Origin of the sequence: Actinomyces massiliensis 4401292 (genome assembly GCF_000269805.1) — a bacterium.
Classification (GTDB): domain Bacteria; phylum Actinomycetota; class Actinomycetes; order Actinomycetales; family Actinomycetaceae; genus Actinomyces; species Actinomyces massiliensis.
Map to the genome: position 1 here is coordinate 1,564,664 of NZ_JH711481.1, position 14,612 is coordinate 1,579,275.

The following is a 14,612-nucleotide window of genomic DNA, read 5'->3' on the forward strand; positions in this document are numbered from 1 at the left end:
CTCCATGACGCCCCGTGCCCCGGTCCGCGCGCGGGGTGTCAGAGAGAGTCAGAGAGTCAGAGAGAGGGCGAGGGCGGGCCGGCTCACTCAGCCCTGACGGGCCTTGAAGCGCGGATTCTTCTTGTTGATGACATAGGTGTGGCCGCGGCGGCGCACCACCTTGGAGCCGGGCTGCTTGGCCAGTGAGCGGATGGAGGCGCGAACCTTCATGGGAGTTCTCTCTTCTCCTTCCGGGTCCTGCCGTAGCGGCGCTCGAACTTCTCCACGCGCCCGGCGGTGTCCAGAATCCGGCCCCTGCCGGTCCAGAAGGGGTGCGAGGCGCAGGAGACATCGACATCGACGACGGGGTAGATGTTGCCGTCCTCCCACTCGATGGTCTGATCGGAGGTCATGGTGGAGCGGGTCAGGAAGGCGAAGTCCGCACTCTTGTCGCGGAAGACGATCGGGTGGTAATCGGGGTGGATTCCGGGGCGCATGTGACTGACTCGCTCCTCACCAGGACGACTTCGAGATACCGGGAAGCTCGCCGCGCAGGGCCATCTCGCGGAATCGGACGCGCGAGACCCCGGCCTTGCGCAGGAAGCCGCGCGGGCGCCCGTCGATGGCGTCGCGGTTGCGCAGGCGCGTGGGGGAGGCGTCGCGGGGCAGGGCGTGCAAGGCCGCCATGGCGGCCTCCCGCTCGGCGTCGGTCAGTGCCGGATCGACACCGGCCCGTTTGAGCTCGGCGCGGCGCTCGGCGTAGCGCGCCACGATCCGACGACGGCGCTTCTCGGCCGCGATCTTGGACTTCTTGGCCATCAGCGGGACTCCTTGAACTCCACATGCCGGCGCACGACCGGGTCGAATTTGCGCAGGACGAGACGGTCGGGCGTATTCCGGCGGTTCTTGCGGGTCACGTAGGCGTACCCGGTGCCGGCGGTGGAGACCATCTTGATGACGGGCCTGACATCCTTGGCTTTGGCTGATCTGGTGGCCATCAGACCTTCTCCCCTCTCGCGCGCATCTGCGCCACGACGACGTCGATTCCCTTCTTGTCGATGATCTTGATGCCCTTGGCGCTCACGGTCAGGCGCACGGTGCGGCCCAGGGACGGCACCCAGTAGCGCTTCCTCTGAAGATTGGGCAGCCACCGGCGCTTGGTGCGCCGGTGGGAGTGGGAGATCGAGTGGCCGGTGACCGGCCGGGCTCCCGTGACTTGGCAATAGCGGCTCATGGGTCCACTATATGCAAATGATTCTCACTACAGTCAATTGGGAGGTGCCGTGCACTGCCTCGCACTCATCAGCGCCGTCGACCCGCTGCTGGTGGATCTGACCGCTCTCGCACTCCACGGTCAGGACGCCCTCGTCCTGACCGCGTCCCTGTACGCCGGCGGCGAGGACGACTTCATCCGCCTGACCGCCGCGCAGGTGCCGATCAACGGAGAAGACGGAATAGACGGGGGCGCCCAGGCCCCTCCTGCTTTCCATGTCGCGCGCACCTCGGAGTGCTGGACCTGCTCCCTGCGGGAGGTGCTGGTCGCCATTGCGGAGGACCGCGCTCGCCTCGAGCCCGACGGCGCCACCGTCGTCCTGCTGCCGCCCGGCGTCGAGCTCATCCACCTGGCTCCCCTCCTGGCCGAGGAACTCGCGGAGCTGCCCGGTGTGGCGCTCGCGGGCCTGGCCCACATCATCGACGCCGATACCGCGGCCCGCGACCTGCTCACGCATCAGCGGCTGCCCGACTCGGTCGTCGCCGCCGAGGACCAGTGCGCGGGCGAGGTGCACATGGTGGCCCTCGGCTACGCCGACGTCGTCGTCGCGCTCGGCCGCGATCCGGTCGGGCTTGACCTGGTGGAGCATCTGCGCCCCCATGACACCCTCATGCTGCCCGGCCTGGAGGCCCCGCTCCTGCCCGAACTGCTGGCCCTGCGCCACGACGCCGATGCCGCCGTCGCCCGCGTCCATCCCGCCACGACCCGGGCCTGGGGCGGTCCCGCCGATCATGGCGTATGGACCCTGGACCTGAGCGCTTCTCTGCCCTTCCATCCCGGGCGCCTGCGCGAGCTCGTGGCGGACCTGGCCGGTTACGGCCTGTGTGCTCGCGGCTGCTTCTGGCTGCCGAGTCGTCCCGGGCGCGTGTGCGCCTGGGAGGTGGCGGGCGGGGCCGTGAGCGTGGGCGATGCCGGCACCTGGGACGAGGCCCCCGAGTGGGACCCCGACGGGATGCCCGGCGGGCGGGCCCCGGATGGGGTGATCGGTGTGGCGGGGCCGCGCTGCCACCTGGTGGTCACCGGTCTGGGCGATGCGCAGATGCGCGAGCGGGTGCGGCAGGCGTTCGGCCTGGTACTGCTGCGCGAGGATGAGATGGCCCAGGCCATGTCCTGGATCGGCGCCGATGATGGCCTGGGGGACTGGTTCGGTTCCTGACGCCCTTCTTCCGGGTTTCGCCCGGTGCTGCGGAGGCGGTTTCCGTGCTGGGCTGTCCAAAACGGAGGAGATCTACCCGCTGTTGCTCTCTCCTCAGATACTGATTGCGCAGGTTGGCGCATCGTTTCCAATGGAAACTGAAGGCGCCGCCGCTTTAATCCCCTCCGTTTTGGACACTTCCCAGGTCCGGGCGGCTGGATGGGCGGCCTGCGAGAGCCCCGCCGGAGCGTGAACCCGGCTGCTCAGCACGGAGCGCGGGCGCGGTCTGCGGGCGCGACGCGATAAGGTACGCGTGTCGCGACTGGCGCCGGGTGGGGCACCACCGGGGAGCGGCATCAACCAAGAGCGCTCGCGGGCGACCGCGGGTGCCAGGACTCCGGGGTCGCCCGCCTGGGCCACGGGTCATCCGCCATCCATGCCGATGCGCGCGCCACCGGACGGGCGCTCCCGCAAGCGCATGCCATACCTGAGGAGAGACATGACTGCGGAAGTCATCAACCAGCCCCTTGCCGAGCTCGACCCCGACATCGCCGAGGTCCTCGCCGGCGAGCTCGACCGTCAACGCGGCACCCTGGAGATGATCGCCTCGGAGAACTTCGTTCCCCGGGCCGTCCTGCAGGCCCAGGGCTCGGTGCTGACCAACAAGTACGCCGAGGGCTACCCCGGGCGCCGCTACTACGGCGGCTGCGAGGTGGTTGACGTGGCCGAATCCCTGGCCATCGAGCGGGCCAAGGCCGTCTTCGGCGCCGAGTGGGCCAACGTCCAGCCCCACTCCGGGGCGCAGGCCAACGCCGCCGTCCTCCACGCCCTGGCCAGCCCCGGCGACACCCTCCTGGGCCTGTCCCTGGCCCACGGCGGCCACCTCACCCACGGGATGCGGATCAACTTCTCCGGCAAGAACTACAACGCCACCGCCTACGGCGTGGACGAGACCACCATGCGCATCGAGATGGACCAGGTGCGCGAGGCCGCCCTGCGCGAGCGCCCCGCGGTCATCATCGCCGGCTGGTCCGCCTACCCCCGCCACCTCGACTTCGAGGCCTTCCGCTCCATCGCCGACGAGGTCGGCGCCGCCCTGTGGACCGACATGGCCCACTTCGCCGGACTCGTCGCCGCCGGTCTGCATCCCAGCCCCCTGCCCGCCTCCGACGTCGTGTCCACCACGGTTCACAAGACCCTGGGCGGCCCCCGCTCCGGCATGCTGCTGTCCAACCGGGCCGAGCAGTGGGGCAAGAAGCTCAACTCCGCCGTCTTCCCCGGCCAGCAGGGCGGCCCCCTCATGCACGTCATCGCCGCCAAGGCCGTGGCCATGAAGGTCGCGGGCACCGAGGAGTTCAAGGACCGTCAGGCCCGCACCATTGAGGGCGCCGCCATCCTGGCCGAGCGCCTGCGGGCCGACGATGCGCGCGCCGCCGGCATCCGGCTGGTCACCGGCGGCACCGACGTCCACCTGGTCCTGGTGGACCTGCGCGAGGCCCCCTTGGACGGCCAGCAGGCCGAGGACCTTCTCCACGACGCCGGCATCACCGTCAACCGCAATGCCGTCCCCTTCGACCCGCGCCCCCCGCGCGTGACCTCCGGACTGCGCATCGGCACCCCCGCCCTGGCCTCCCGCGGCTTCGGCGCCGAGGAGTTCACCGAGGTCGCCGACATCATCGCCACGGCGCTGATCGCAGGCGTCGCGGGCACAGCCGACGACGAGACGCTGGCGGGTCTGCGCGGCCGCGTGCGCGCCCTGACCGACGCCTTCCCCCTCTACCCGGGACTGGCCCAGTGAGGGCGCCCTGGAACGGCCCTGCCCGGGTCCTGGACGGCAAGGCCACGGCCGCGACCCTCAAGGCGGAGCTCAAGACGCGCGTGGCGGCGCTGCGCGAGCGCGGCATCACCCCGGGGCTCGCCACCGTGCTCGTGGGGGAGGATCCCGGCAGCGTGAAGTACGTGGCCGGCAAGCACTCCGACTGCGCCGAGGTCGGCATCGACTCCATCCGCATCGACCTGCCCGCCACCGCCTCGCAGGCCGAGGTGGCCGCCGCCGTCGACCGCCTCAACGCCGACCCGGACTGCACCGGCTACATCGTCCAGCTGCCGCTGCCCGCCGGGATCGACACCAACGCGATCCTGGAGCGCATCGACCCCGACAAGGACGCCGACGGCCTGCACCCCACTAACCTGGGCCGCCTCGTCCTGCGCAGCTCCGGCCCAATCGCCTCGTCGCTGCCGTGCACGCCCCGGGCCTGTATCGAGCTCATGACCCGCCACGGCATCGACCTAGCGGGGGCGGACGTGTGCGTCATCGGCCGGGGCGTGACCGTGGGCCGTTCTATCGGACTGCTGCTGGGGCGCAAGGACGTCAACGCCACCGTCGATGTCTGCCACACGGGCACCCAGGACCTGGCCGCGCACGTGCGCTGCGCCGGCATCGTCATCGCCGCGGCCGGCTCGGCCGGCATCGTCACCGCGGACATGGTGGCGCCCGGCGCCGTCGTCCTGGACGTGGGCGTCTCCCGGGCGGTCGACCCCGCCACCGGCAAGGGGCGGATCGCCGGGGACGTCGCCGACGGTGTGGACGAGGTCGCGGCCTGGCTCTCCCCGAATCCCGGGGGAGTGGGGCCCATGACGCGCGCCCTGCTGCTGGCCAATGTGGTGGAGGCGGCCGAGCGTCGGGCGGGCTGAGTCGGCGGCCGGGACGGGCCTGATTCAGTTGCCCGGCTGGAAGTCGCTCTGGGGCAGGCTGCCCGGCGGCAGCTCAGTGATCCTGACGTCGTCGACCCGCGCCCATCGGGACCCGTGGTGCAGCCAGGCCACCAGCTGCGAGACCGCGTCGGCCGGGCCCTGCGCCAGGACCTTGACGTCGCCGTCGGGCAGGTTGCTCACCCGCCCGACCAGGCCGAGTCGCTGCGCCTCCTCGGTGCAGTACCAGCGGAAGCCGACCCCCTGAACCTGCCCCGAGACGAGCGCGCGAATGGTGCGCATGCCGGCGCCCGCAGGGGCGTCCGGGTCGCTGGCCGCGGGCGACGAGCCAGGGCCGGAGCCGGGGCCGGGGCTGCGCAGGCGGGAGAAGATATTCATGGCCCTATCCTCGCAGGCCGCCCGCGCGGGCGGCGGGAGATCAGGAGATGGGGCCGGGCCGTCTCTCAGAAAGACTCAGAAGACTCAGGAAGAGAAGACTCAGAAGGCGTAGTCGACGACGAGCGGGGCGTGGTCGGACCATCTAGTGTCATGGGAATCGGCGCGATCCACGGTGAAGGTCGAGGCGCGCTTGGCCAGGCGCGGCGTGGCGACCTGGTAGTCGAGGCGCCAACCCGCGTTGTTGTCGAAGGCCCTGCCGCGCTGGGACCACCACGTGTAGGGCCCCTGCTCGCCCGGTGCCAGCCAGCGGGCCACGTCGATCCAGCCGGAGGCGAACCAGCCCTCCAGGTGGGCGATCTCCTCGTCCATGACCCCGGCGGTCTTGTTGTGGTTCGGCTTCCAGTTCTTGATGTCGCGCTCGGAGCGGACCACGTTGAGGTCGCCGGCCATGATGACCTGGGGGCCGCCGGACTCACTGGATTCCAGCAGCTCCGCCATGCGCGCGTCCACGAGCTCCAGGTGGGCGTACTTCTGGTCCATCTTCTCGGTGCCCAGCTGGCCCGAGTGCAGGTAGGCCGACACGACGGTGAGCGTGTGGCGTCCGGCGCCGTCCGAGCCCGGCGTCCCCTCTACGGCCAGGTCCACCTCGAGCCACCGGCCCGAGTCGACGTCGGGCTCGACGGTGTCCGGCAGGGCGACGCCGCGACGCACCTCGCCCACGGCGACCACGCTTCCCTCGCGCACGGCGACGGCGACCCCCGCACGCCCCTTGATACGGCACGGCCAAACCTCCGAGCGGTATCCGGGCAGGAGGTCGGAGGCGGTCTTCTCGTCCGCGCGGACCTCCTGGAGCACGAGGACGTCGGGCGCGCTGGCCTCCAACCACGTCGAGATGCCCTTGCGGGCCGCTGCCCGAATGCCGTTGACATTGACGGTGGCGATACGCATGGTGTCAGAGTACGGCCTGTCACGAGGACACCCCGGGCAGGACACTCGTTTTCCATTCGCTTTCTGTGTGCGTTCTGTGCGCCGTTCCCGCTCAGTAGCGGATGGCGTCGATGGGGCGGATGCGCACGGCTACGATCGCCGGGATGATGCCGGACAGCGCTCCCACGCCGGCCGCCGCCAGCAGCCCGGTCACGGCCGCCAGCATGGGGAAGGGCGGATTGGCCGCGATCTCTATTCCCCCCAGCAGGGCGCCCAGCGGCACGACCCTGAGCGCCACGATCGCGAGGCCGACGCCGACCACGCCGGCTACGACGGTCGCCACCACGGACTCCAGCATGATGGAGAAGAAGATCCGTCGACTCGTCGCCCCGAAGGAGCGCCGCACCCCGATCTCGTGGATGCGCTGGCGCACCGTGACCATCGAGATGTTCACCAGGCTCAGGGCGCCCAGGATCATGATGAGGACCCCGGCCGCGGTCACCACGCTCGTGAAGCCGTCCGCGCTCAGATTCGAATTGTTCCCCAGGTTGTCACTGACCTGCGTGGAGCCCTTCCCGAACTGGGCGTCCAGATTCTTCTTGGCGAGATTCTTGACCTCCTTTGTCTGGTCCTTCCCGGCCCAGATCTCGAGCGTCGGCGTCGGGCGCTCGGCCTCCTCGGGCAGTTGCTGCTCGTAGGCGTCCTTCAGGACGAACGCCGACAGCGGCTGCGGGCAGGGGATGGTCTCGCCGTTGGTGTCGGTGGTGGTGCAGTAGTCCGTGCTCCTGTCCGGTTTGAGCACGCCCACAATGGTGAAGGTGGTGCGCACGGGCGTGTAGGAGGTGACGGTGACCGGCTGCGTGAGCTCGGAGATGCCCAGGGCGTCGAGGAAGCCCTGGGAGACCACCAGCGTCGGGGAGGCGTCGTCGACGTCCTCGCTGCTGAACCAGCGGCCCTGCTTCACCTGGGTGTGGTGCAGGGTTCCGTAGCCCAGGCTCACCGCCTGGGTGGAGACCTGGCGCGGTCCGTCGGGGAAGGCGAAGCGCAGCTTGGTCGTGTAGGTGGTGGCCCAGGAGCTCGCCTCGTACCGGGTGACGAAGGATGCCAGAGCGCGGTCGACCCGCTCCGAGGTCTTGGCCGATGTCTCCTTGGAGGCGCCGGCAGAGCCCTGTCCCGAACCGGCGGACCCCTGATTGGAGTTCGACTGCCCAGAGCCGGCCTGCCCGCTGTCCGGGGCGCCCGAGGCCTTGGACCCGGCCTCGTCGGAGTTCGATTGCCCGGAGTCGCTGGAGTCGCCGTCCTCGGAGTCGTCATGACCCGAGGCCGTGACGTCCTTCCCGGTGGGGGAGACGCTGATGGTCACAGTGCCTGGACGCCCCATGTACTTCTCCATATCGGAGTTGATCGCGGTCACCGAGACCTGCCCGATGGCGATGACGAAGGACATGGCGGCCACGGCCGCCCCCACGCCCACGAGCGAGAGCAGCACTCGGACCTTGCCGATGCGCAGCTGCGCCCATGCCTCGATGATCGCGCCGACGAATCCCGTCATCAGGCCGCCGGTCCCTGCGAAGAGTTTCATCGGGCCCCTCCTGCTGCTCCTACCGCTCCTATTGCATCAGCGCCGGGCGCTGGTGCGACTGCTCGGTCCGCCACGGGGGCGAGTTGGACCTCGCTGAACTCCTCCAGGGAGCCCGCCTGGCGCCGACTCACCGAGATCGGGGTCAGCACCCCGTGCTCGAGGCGGTACTGGGTGTGCGCCCGCCCCGCTACGGCCAGGTCGTGGGTGATGAGGATGAGTGCCGCGCCATTGTCGCGGCACTGCTTCTCCAGCAGCTCCATGACGGCCGCCCCCGTGTCGACGTCGAGGGCTCCGGTCGGCTCATCGGCCAGGATGACGCGGGGTCGCCGGGCCAGCGCCCGGGCGATGGCGACCCGCTGCTGCTCGCCGCCCGACAGGCGCCCGATGGCCATCCCCGCCTTGCTGGCCAGTCCGACGGCGTCCAGGAGCTCCTCCGCCCGGGACGTGCGCCTCCAGAAGGCCGTGCCGTGGTCGTACAGGAGCGGGGCTGCGACGTTCTCCGTGGTCGTCAGGCCGCTGATGAGGTTGAAGGACTGGAAGACGAAGCCGAAGGTCTCCCCGCGCAGGTGGGCGCGGCGGCCCTCGCCCAGCCTGGCCGTGTCGATGCCCGTCAAGTGGTAGCTGCCGGAGGTCGGGATGTCGATCAGCCCGAGGGTGTTGAGCAGAGTCGACTTGCCGGTTCCGGAGCGGCCCACGATGGCCACGTGCTCGCCCGGGTGAACATCCAGATCGACGCCGGTGAGGATGTTCAGCGGCGGGGAGTCGGGGACCGTGAAGGTGCGCGTGATGCCGCGCAGACTGATCAGCGGGCCCGAGTTCACAGGATCTCCTTGCCGTTCTCGTCGTAGCAGGCGGAGTTGTCGGGCTCGCACGTGTTGGGGTTGCCGGTGCGGACGATGTCCTTGCCCGGCACGTACTGCAGGATTGTCTCGCCCTCGGCCAGGCCGTTGGTGATCTGAATATTGGTGCCGTCATTGATGCCCAGGGACACCTCGCGCTTCTCGGCGTCCTTGGGGTTGTCGGGGTCGGTCACCACCCAGACGTTCCCCGTCGTCACGGATCCCTCCACGGCCGTCACGGGGGCCAGGACCGCTCCCGTGGCCGAGCCCGCGTCGATGCCGATGGTGATCTTCAGGCCGGCGAAGACCTGCTGCTCAGGCGGCACGGAGCAGCGGACCTCCACTTTGGTGCCCTCCCCGGTGCTGGTGGTGGTACTGCTGCCGTTCTGGCCGGTGGTGGTGGAGGTGTTCTCCTTCGTGCCGATCTTCAGATCCGTGCAGGAGAAGGGCGCGGGGCCGTCCGTCGTCGAGATGGTGGCCGCGGCCGGGGCGTTGGTGAGCCGGTACTGCTGGGCGGCGGTGATGTCGCCGGTGGCGGAGTAGGTCTGCGGGGTCACGGAGGCCACGACCATGCCGACCGTCGTGTCCTGGTTCTCGATGACGTTGTAGGTCACCTTGCCGCTCACCGGGGCGTAGACGGTGCCCCAGGTCACCTTGTCGGAGGGCGTGACGGTGTTGCCCTCGGCGTCGGTCTTCGGCTCCTGCGGCTCGGTCTTCTTCAGGTAGAGCAGGGGCTCGCCCTGGGTGATCATGGCGTCCTTGGCCACGGTGAGGGAATCGACGGTGCCGGTCAGGGTGGCCTTGGCCTCAACCGCCTTGTCCTGGACCACCTGCCCCTTGACCTCGACCGTGCTGGTGATGTCGCCGACCGTGGCGGTCGTGGTTCGGGTCGTCACCTCCAGGCCGGAGGAGATGTCCGCCTGGTTCTGCCCCTCCTGGCCGGAGAAGAAGGCGATCTTCGTCAGGGCTATGGCGATGACCACAGCGATGAAGATCTTGACGGCGGGCAGGATGTATTTCTTCTTCATGCGAGTCTCCAGTTAAGCCCTGAATATGCGGGCGCCCGGGAATTGAGGCGCAGAGGCGCAGAAGTACCACGGCATCGGTACGCCGATGCGCCTCACAGGGGATGACTGAAGCCTATGGTTCCGGGCGTAGGAGGGATTCCTCCTGAAGGAGGAGACGTTCCTATGACCGGGGGAGGACGCCCGATGGGGAAGGTAGGACCCTGGAGGGAGTCGCGCAGGGCTCAGCTCAGCCGGCCGGCGGGAGCCGAGGGGATCGCGTTCAGGAAGGCCGGGGCCGTGAAGTCCGCCTCGGCATAGGCGACGACGACGGCCCGGGCGACGGCGTCGGCGGAATCGGCGTCGACGAGCGCGATCGCAGAGCCTCCGAAGCCGCCGCCGGTCATCCGCGCTCCGTGGGCGCCGGCCTTCCGGGCCGCTGCGACGGCCATGTCCAATTCGGGGCAGGAGCACTCGTAATCGTCGCGCAGCGAGTCGTGGCTGGCGTTCATGAGGGCGCCGACCTCCTCCAGCTTCGGACCGGCCAGCGGGCGGCTGTCGCGCAGCAGCGCGACGAGGCGCCGCGTCCGGTCGATCTCGGTCACCACATGACGGGTGCGCTTGACCAGCTCGTCGGCGTCCGCCTCCGCCTCCCCGTGGCCCGTCGGCCCAGCCGGCTCAGCCAGCCTGCTCAGGTGCGTCTCCAGATCGTCGGGCGCGATGTCCGCCAGGAGGTCGACGCCGAGCATGCGGGCGGCCTTCTCGCAGGCAGCCCGCCGCGCACCGTACTGGCCGTCCACCAGCGAGTGCTCGGCCTTGGTGTCGATGACCAGCAGCGCCAGCCCGGCGGCGCTCAGGTCGAAGGGGACCTGCTCGACCTCGCCGGTGCGGCAGTCCAGCTCCAGGGCGTGGCCGGCGCGGCAGCGCAGGGAGGCGGACTGGTCCATGCCGCCGGTGGGGGCTCCGGCCACCTCGTTCTCCGCGCGCACGCAGGACGTCACCAGGCGCGCGCGACCGGCGTCGTCGGGAGCCTCGGCCGGGCCGGCCAGCCCGAGCGCGTCGACGTCGTCCAGCGCCACCGCGGTGGCGCTCTCCAGGGCGGCCGAGGAGGACAGGCCTCCGCCCAGGGGCACGCAGGAGACCAGCGCGGCGTCGAATCCCGACAGCGGGCCCAGCCCGTCGCGCTCCAAGGCCCAGGCCACACCGGCGATGTAGGCGTTCCAATGGCGGACCTCGCCGGGCGTGCCCTTGGGGCCGATGACGTCCAGGTCCAGGGTGTCGATGCTCTGCGGCGTCAGGGAGGACACGAGCCGCACCGTCCTGTCCTCGCGGCGCCGAAGTGCCAGGTAGGCGCGATGCGGCAGGGCGATGGGCAGGGCGAGCCCGCCGTTGTAGTCAGTGTGCTCCCCGATGATGTTGACGCGCCCCGGTGCGCACCAGACGCCGTCGGGCTCGGCGTCGAAAGCCTCCCTGAACAGGGCGCTGGCGGCCCTGGCCCCCTCCTGCGGGGTCAGGGCGGGGGTGAAGACGGGAGCGGCGCTGGACATCGTGGTCTCCTGGAGTGTGCGGGTGTGGCGGGCGAGCCCGGGCCCCGGCTGCCGATGGCGGGGCGGATGCGGGCGGGCGCACGGCGTCAGTGTGCCAGAAACGACCGGAGACGACGGTCACTTCGCGCATCCTCGAGGGGAGTCCTCCCCGGGGTGACGTCTTCCGGGCTGGGACTGGCGGGGGCGGGCACGGTAATGTGTTCGAGTGGCCGCAAGGGCGTCCACCGCCCGCACGACCCGTAGGAGACCAGGAATCATGGATATCCCCGCACCAGGCGCGCACCAGTGCGTCATCGGTGTGGCCATCGCGCTGCCCGACTCGGATGCCGCCCGGGTGCGCCAGGTGCGTGCGGCTGCCGGCGATCCGCTGGCCCATGTGATTCCCCCGCACATCACGATCCTGCCGCCCACCGCCGTTGATGTGGGCTCGCTGGAGCAGGTGTCCCAGCACCTCCGGCGCGTGGCTCGGCGGACCTCGCCCTTCCGGATCCGCTTGGACGAGGTGGGCACCTTCCGCCCCGTCAGCCCCGTGGTCTACCTCGATCTGAGCCGCGGCGCTCCGGAATGCGAACGTCTCCAGGGCCGCGTGCGCGATGAGGCCGGGCCCTTGGCGCGCCCCCTCAGCTTCCCCTTCCACCCGCACGTCACCCTCGCCCACGAGATCGCCGACGACCACCTGGACGTGGCCGCCGCGGCCGGGGCCGAGTTGGACGTGGACTTCACCGCCGCCCGCATCCACCTCTACCGTCTGCGCCCCGAGGGGGTCTGGGAGGTTGCGGAGTCCTTCGTCTTCGGTCGCGCCTCCGCCTCCCAGGCCGCTTCCGATCCGGTGGGGGCCGCGGATTCGGGCGAACCGGCGGCTCCCGCGCTCCCGGGATAGCGGCCGGGATGGAGATCGGGGTGGCGACCGGGATGGAACCCGGGACAGAGACGTCGTGATCGCGCGGATCAAAGGGCTGATCGGGGCTCTTCAGCGCACCCGGCCGGGGCGGGCCCTCAAGCGCTACGGGACGGCGCGCGGCGCCCTCATGGCCGGGGGAATCGCCTATACCGCGATGTTCTCCATCTTCGCGGCCCTGGTGATCGGCATGAGCACTCTGATGGCGATGATAGGCAACCGTCCCGCCTTCCGCGCCGCCACCATCTCCTCTGTGGACTCCATGCTGCCCGGTGTGCTGGACACCGGCGATGGTCAGGGGCTGGTGACCGTCGAGCAGCTGACGCTGAGCTCGGCCCTCAACTTCGGGTCGGTCATCGCCGGCGTCGCCCTGCTGTACTCGGCGATGAGCCTGATGGGGACCATCAAGACCGCTCTGCGCGCCATGTTCGGCATCGTCAATCCCCCTCCCGGCCCCGTGGTGAGCCAGCTGCTCAACCTGCTCGGGTTCCTCGTCATCGTGGCGGGAGTGCTGGTGACCGCGGTCGCCTCGGTGGTGACCACCACCCTGTCCGGGGGCATCGGCCGCAGGCTCGGCCTGCCCGACTCGCTGACCGGGAGTGGGGCGTGGCTGGCCACACTGGCCGTGTCCTTCATCATCGATGCCGGCGTCCTGGCGATGCTCATCACCGTCTGCGGTGTGCGTCCGCCCAAGCGCGACCTGATCCAGGGCTGCATGCTGGGGGCGCTCGCCCTCGGCGTGCTGCGGCAGGTGGGGACCGGGGCGGTGGGCTCCGCCGCGGTGCGCAACCCGCTGCTGGCGTCCTTCGCCGCCGTCGTGGTCCTGGTGCTGTGGCTGCACCTGACCAGTCGCGCGGTGCTGCTGGTGGCTGCCTGGACGGCTAATCCGCCACTGCCGAGAGAGGTGGAGCACCCCGCGGAGGTGCATGCCCACGAGCGCCCCAACTACGTGACGCTCTCGGTTCCCGAGACCCTGACCTGGCCGCGGCAGTCCCTGACCGGCGCTCTGGAGGCCGACCCGACGGCGCGTCCCGACTACTCTCCGCTGGTCTCCGCCGAGCAGCGCGAATGAGCGATAGCCTGCGGGAGTGAATGAGAATCCTGAACGCATCGGCTGTGCCCACAAGGCCCACAAGGCTCACAACGCCGACCGAGTCGAGAGCGCCGAGCCTGCCGAGCGAGCCGGATCGGATGAGGCGATTCACGCCATCATCCCCGCCGGCGGCGCGGGCACTCGGCTGTGGCCGCTGTCCAGGCGGCACCATCCCAAGTTCCTCCTCGACCTGACCGGCGCCGGTCGCACCCTGATCCAGGGCACGGTGGCGCGCCTGGCGCCCGTGACCGCCACGACGACGATCGTCACCGGCGTCGCGCACGTGGCGGCAGTGGCCGATCAGCTGCCCGAGCTGCCGCGCGACAGCATTCTGGCCGAGCCCCTGCCGCGGGACTCCATGGCCGCCATCGCCCTGGCCGCCGGAGTCATCGCCGCGCGCCACGGCCGCGACGCCGTCGTCGGGTCCTTCGCCGCCGACCACACCGTCGCCGATGAGACCGCCTTCATCGGCGCCGTCCGCCAGGCCGCGGCGCTGGCGCGCGAGGGATGGGTCGTGACCATCGGCATCGAGGCGACCGGCCCCTCCACCGCCTTCGGCTACATCCACTGCGGCGAGAGCCTCGATGTGCCCGGGGCCCCCGATGGGCGCCGGGTGCTCGGCTTCACCGAGAAGCCCGACGCCGCCACTGCGGCCGCCTATCTCGCCACGGGCGACTACCGCTGGAACGCCGGCATGTTCGTCTCCCGTGCGGGCGTCCTGCTGGACCATCTGGCCGCTCACAGGCCCCGGCTCGCCGCCGATGTCGGGGCCATCGCGGCCGCCTGGGACACTCCCGCGCGCGAGGAGGTCCTCGCCGAGCGCTGGCCGGGCCTGGAGAGGATCGCCATCGACCATGCCATCGCCGAGCCCGTGGCCGCGGCAGGGGGCGTGGCCACGGTGCCCGCCGCCATGGGCTGGGACGACGTCGGCGACTTCGACTCCCTGGCCGAGCTCGTGCCGGAGCGCACCCGGGGGCCGGCCGATGGCGTCGCCGTGCTGGACGACTCCGCAGCGGGCGGTCCGGCCGCCGATGTCGAGGCCCTGGCCTCGCCCGGTGCGCTCGTGGCCTCGACCACCGGGCGCAAGATCGCCCTGCTGGGGGTGCCCCGCACCGTCGTGGTCGACACGCCCGACGCCCTGCTGGTGACGACTCCGGACCAGGCGCAGGCGGTCAAGGGCGTTGTCGATCGTCTGCGCGCCGAAGGGCGCGGCGAGCTCCTGTGAGCGCATGCGGTCGGGGATTC

At 70.7% G+C, this 14,612-nt stretch carries 17 protein-coding genes; 6 read left to right on the forward strand and 11 right to left on the reverse strand.

What is annotated here, in order from left to right:
* Nucleotides 1–87: 87 nt before the first annotated feature.
* The 5 genes from ykgO to rpmB are packed head-to-tail and all read right to left on the reverse strand — an operon-like array spanning nt 88 to nt 1,213.
* The gene (gene ykgO, locus W5W_RS0106705) at nt 88–210 is read right to left on the reverse strand and encodes a type B 50S ribosomal protein L36 (RefSeq protein ID WP_017194831.1); all 123 of its coding nucleotides are present in this window, start codon (nt 208–210) and stop codon (nt 88–90) included.
* On the reverse strand, nt 207–476 hold the full coding sequence (locus W5W_RS0106710; protein WP_008729585.1) for a type B 50S ribosomal protein L31: 270 nt from the start codon (nt 474–476) through the stop codon (nt 207–209). Before W5W_RS0106710 ends, ykgO begins: the two co-directional genes overlap by 4 nt.
* Before the next feature lie 16 nt (nt 477–492).
* Nucleotides 493–798, reverse strand: a complete 306-nt coding sequence (gene rpsN, locus W5W_RS0106715; RefSeq protein WP_017194832.1) for a 30S ribosomal protein S14 — start codon at nt 796–798, stop codon at nt 493–495.
* Nucleotides 798–977, reverse strand: a complete 180-nt coding sequence (rpmG, locus tag W5W_RS0106720; RefSeq protein WP_008729562.1) for a 50S ribosomal protein L33 — start codon at nt 975–977, stop codon at nt 798–800. Before rpmG ends, rpsN begins: the two co-directional genes overlap by 1 nt.
* Nucleotides 977–1,213 (reverse strand): 50S ribosomal protein L28, encoded by a 237-nt coding sequence (gene rpmB, locus W5W_RS0106725; RefSeq protein WP_017194833.1) that lies wholly within the window; start codon nt 1,211–1,213, stop codon nt 977–979. Before rpmB ends, rpmG begins: the two co-directional genes overlap by 1 nt.
* Before the next feature lie 49 nt (nt 1,214–1,262).
* Here rpmB and W5W_RS0106730 point away from each other — a divergent pair, with 49 nt between their 5' ends.
* The 3 genes from W5W_RS0106730 to W5W_RS0106740 all read left to right on the forward strand — a co-directional run bounded on the left by W5W_RS0106730 (nt 1,263) and on the right by W5W_RS0106740 (nt 5,081).
* Nucleotides 1,263–2,408: a CobW C-terminal domain-containing protein gene (locus tag W5W_RS0106730; protein ID WP_017194834.1), complete on the forward strand. Its 1,146-nt coding sequence runs from the start codon at nt 1,263–1,265 to the stop codon at nt 2,406–2,408.
* 478 nt (nt 2,409–2,886) lie between these two features.
* Nucleotides 2,887–4,185 (forward strand): serine hydroxymethyltransferase, encoded by a 1,299-nt coding sequence (gene glyA / locus W5W_RS0106735; RefSeq protein WP_017194835.1) that lies wholly within the window; start codon nt 2,887–2,889, stop codon nt 4,183–4,185.
* On the forward strand, nt 4,182–5,081 hold the full coding sequence (locus W5W_RS0106740) for a bifunctional methylenetetrahydrofolate dehydrogenase/methenyltetrahydrofolate cyclohydrolase (protein ID WP_017194836.1): 900 nt from the start codon (nt 4,182–4,184) through the stop codon (nt 5,079–5,081). The genes glyA and W5W_RS0106740 overlap by 4 nt, the downstream gene beginning before the upstream one ends.
* A 24-nt stretch (nt 5,082–5,105) precedes the next feature.
* On the opposite strand, the gene W5W_RS0106745 is transcribed toward W5W_RS0106740, so the two are convergent.
* The 6 genes from W5W_RS0106745 to galK form a co-directional block, all read right to left on the reverse strand.
* Complete coding sequence (locus tag W5W_RS0106745; protein WP_017194837.1) at nt 5,106–5,477, reverse strand: acylphosphatase; 372 nt, start codon at nt 5,475–5,477, stop codon at nt 5,106–5,108.
* Nucleotides 5,478–5,576: 99 nt separating this feature from the next.
* Nucleotides 5,577–6,425 (reverse strand): exodeoxyribonuclease III, encoded by an 849-nt coding sequence (locus W5W_RS0106750; protein ID WP_008729579.1) that lies wholly within the window; start codon nt 6,423–6,425, stop codon nt 5,577–5,579.
* A 91-nt stretch (nt 6,426–6,516) separates the two neighbouring features.
* Nucleotides 6,517–7,986 carry an ABC transporter permease gene (locus tag W5W_RS0106755; RefSeq protein WP_008729551.1) on the reverse strand — a complete coding sequence of 490 codons (1,470 nt, stop codon included), beginning with the start codon at nt 7,984–7,986 and terminating at the stop codon, nt 6,517–6,519.
* On the reverse strand, nt 7,983–8,807 hold the full coding sequence (locus W5W_RS0106760) for an ABC transporter ATP-binding protein (protein ID WP_008729582.1): 825 nt from the start codon (nt 8,805–8,807) through the stop codon (nt 7,983–7,985). The genes W5W_RS0106755 and W5W_RS0106760 overlap by 4 nt, the downstream gene beginning before the upstream one ends.
* Nucleotides 8,804–9,853: a permuted SH3 domain-containing protein gene (locus tag W5W_RS0106765; RefSeq protein WP_017194838.1), complete on the reverse strand. Its 1,050-nt coding sequence runs from the start codon at nt 9,851–9,853 to the stop codon at nt 8,804–8,806. Before W5W_RS0106765 ends, W5W_RS0106760 begins: the two co-directional genes overlap by 4 nt.
* A 221-nt stretch (nt 9,854–10,074) precedes the next feature.
* Nucleotides 10,075–11,376, reverse strand: coding sequence for a galactokinase (gene galK / locus W5W_RS0106770; protein ID WP_008729560.1), 1,302 nt, complete (start codon nt 11,374–11,376; stop codon nt 10,075–10,077).
* Nucleotides 11,377–11,632: 256 nt separating this feature from the next.
* On the opposite strand from galK, the gene W5W_RS0106775 reads away from it, so the two are divergent.
* The 3 genes from W5W_RS0106775 to W5W_RS0106785 are packed head-to-tail and all read left to right on the forward strand — an operon-like array spanning nt 11,633 to nt 14,592.
* Nucleotides 11,633–12,256 (forward strand): 2'-5' RNA ligase family protein, encoded by a 624-nt coding sequence (locus W5W_RS0106775; protein ID WP_008729568.1) that lies wholly within the window; start codon nt 11,633–11,635, stop codon nt 12,254–12,256.
* 55 nt (nt 12,257–12,311) lie between these two features.
* Nucleotides 12,312–13,346, forward strand: coding sequence for a YihY/virulence factor BrkB family protein (locus W5W_RS0106780; RefSeq protein ID WP_008729550.1), 1,035 nt, complete (start codon nt 12,312–12,314; stop codon nt 13,344–13,346).
* Nucleotides 13,347–13,362: 16 nt separating this feature from the next.
* Nucleotides 13,363–14,592, forward strand: coding sequence for a mannose-1-phosphate guanylyltransferase (locus W5W_RS0106785; protein WP_017194839.1), 1,230 nt, complete (start codon nt 13,363–13,365; stop codon nt 14,590–14,592).
* Nucleotides 14,593–14,612 lie beyond the last annotated feature (20 nt).

Excerpts from the sequence above, each read along its gene's own strand:
- ykgO (WP_017194831.1), bottom strand. The coding sequence starts at position 210 with ATGAAGGTTCGCGCCTCCATCCGCTCACTGGCCAAGCAGCCCGGCTCC.
- W5W_RS0106710 (WP_008729585.1), bottom strand. The coding sequence starts at position 476 with ATGCGCCCCGGAATCCACCCCGATTACCACCCGATCGTCTTCCGCGAC.
- rpsN (WP_017194832.1), bottom strand. The coding sequence starts at position 798 with ATGGCCAAGAAGTCCAAGATCGCGGCCGAGAAGCGCCGTCGTCGGATC.
- rpmG (WP_008729562.1), bottom strand. The coding sequence starts at position 977 with ATGGCCACCAGATCAGCCAAAGCCAAGGATGTCAGGCCCGTCATCAAG.
- rpmB (WP_017194833.1), bottom strand. The coding sequence starts at position 1,213 with ATGAGCCGCTATTGCCAAGTCACGGGAGCCCGGCCGGTCACCGGCCAC.
- glyA (WP_017194835.1), top strand. The coding sequence starts at position 2,887 with ATGACTGCGGAAGTCATCAACCAGCCCCTTGCCGAGCTCGACCCCGAC.
- W5W_RS0106745 (WP_017194837.1), bottom strand. The coding sequence starts at position 5,477 with ATGAATATCTTCTCCCGCCTGCGCAGCCCCGGCCCCGGCTCCGGCCCT.
- W5W_RS0106750 (WP_008729579.1), bottom strand. The coding sequence starts at position 6,425 with ATGCGTATCGCCACCGTCAATGTCAACGGCATTCGGGCAGCGGCCCGC.
- W5W_RS0106755 (WP_008729551.1), bottom strand. The coding sequence starts at position 7,986 with ATGAAACTCTTCGCAGGGACCGGCGGCCTGATGACGGGATTCGTCGGC.
- W5W_RS0106765 (WP_017194838.1), bottom strand. The coding sequence starts at position 9,853 with ATGAAGAAGAAATACATCCTGCCCGCCGTCAAGATCTTCATCGCTGTG.
- galK (WP_008729560.1), bottom strand. The coding sequence starts at position 11,376 with ATGTCCAGCGCCGCTCCCGTCTTCACCCCCGCCCTGACCCCGCAGGAG.
- W5W_RS0106775 (WP_008729568.1), top strand. The coding sequence starts at position 11,633 with ATGGATATCCCCGCACCAGGCGCGCACCAGTGCGTCATCGGTGTGGCC.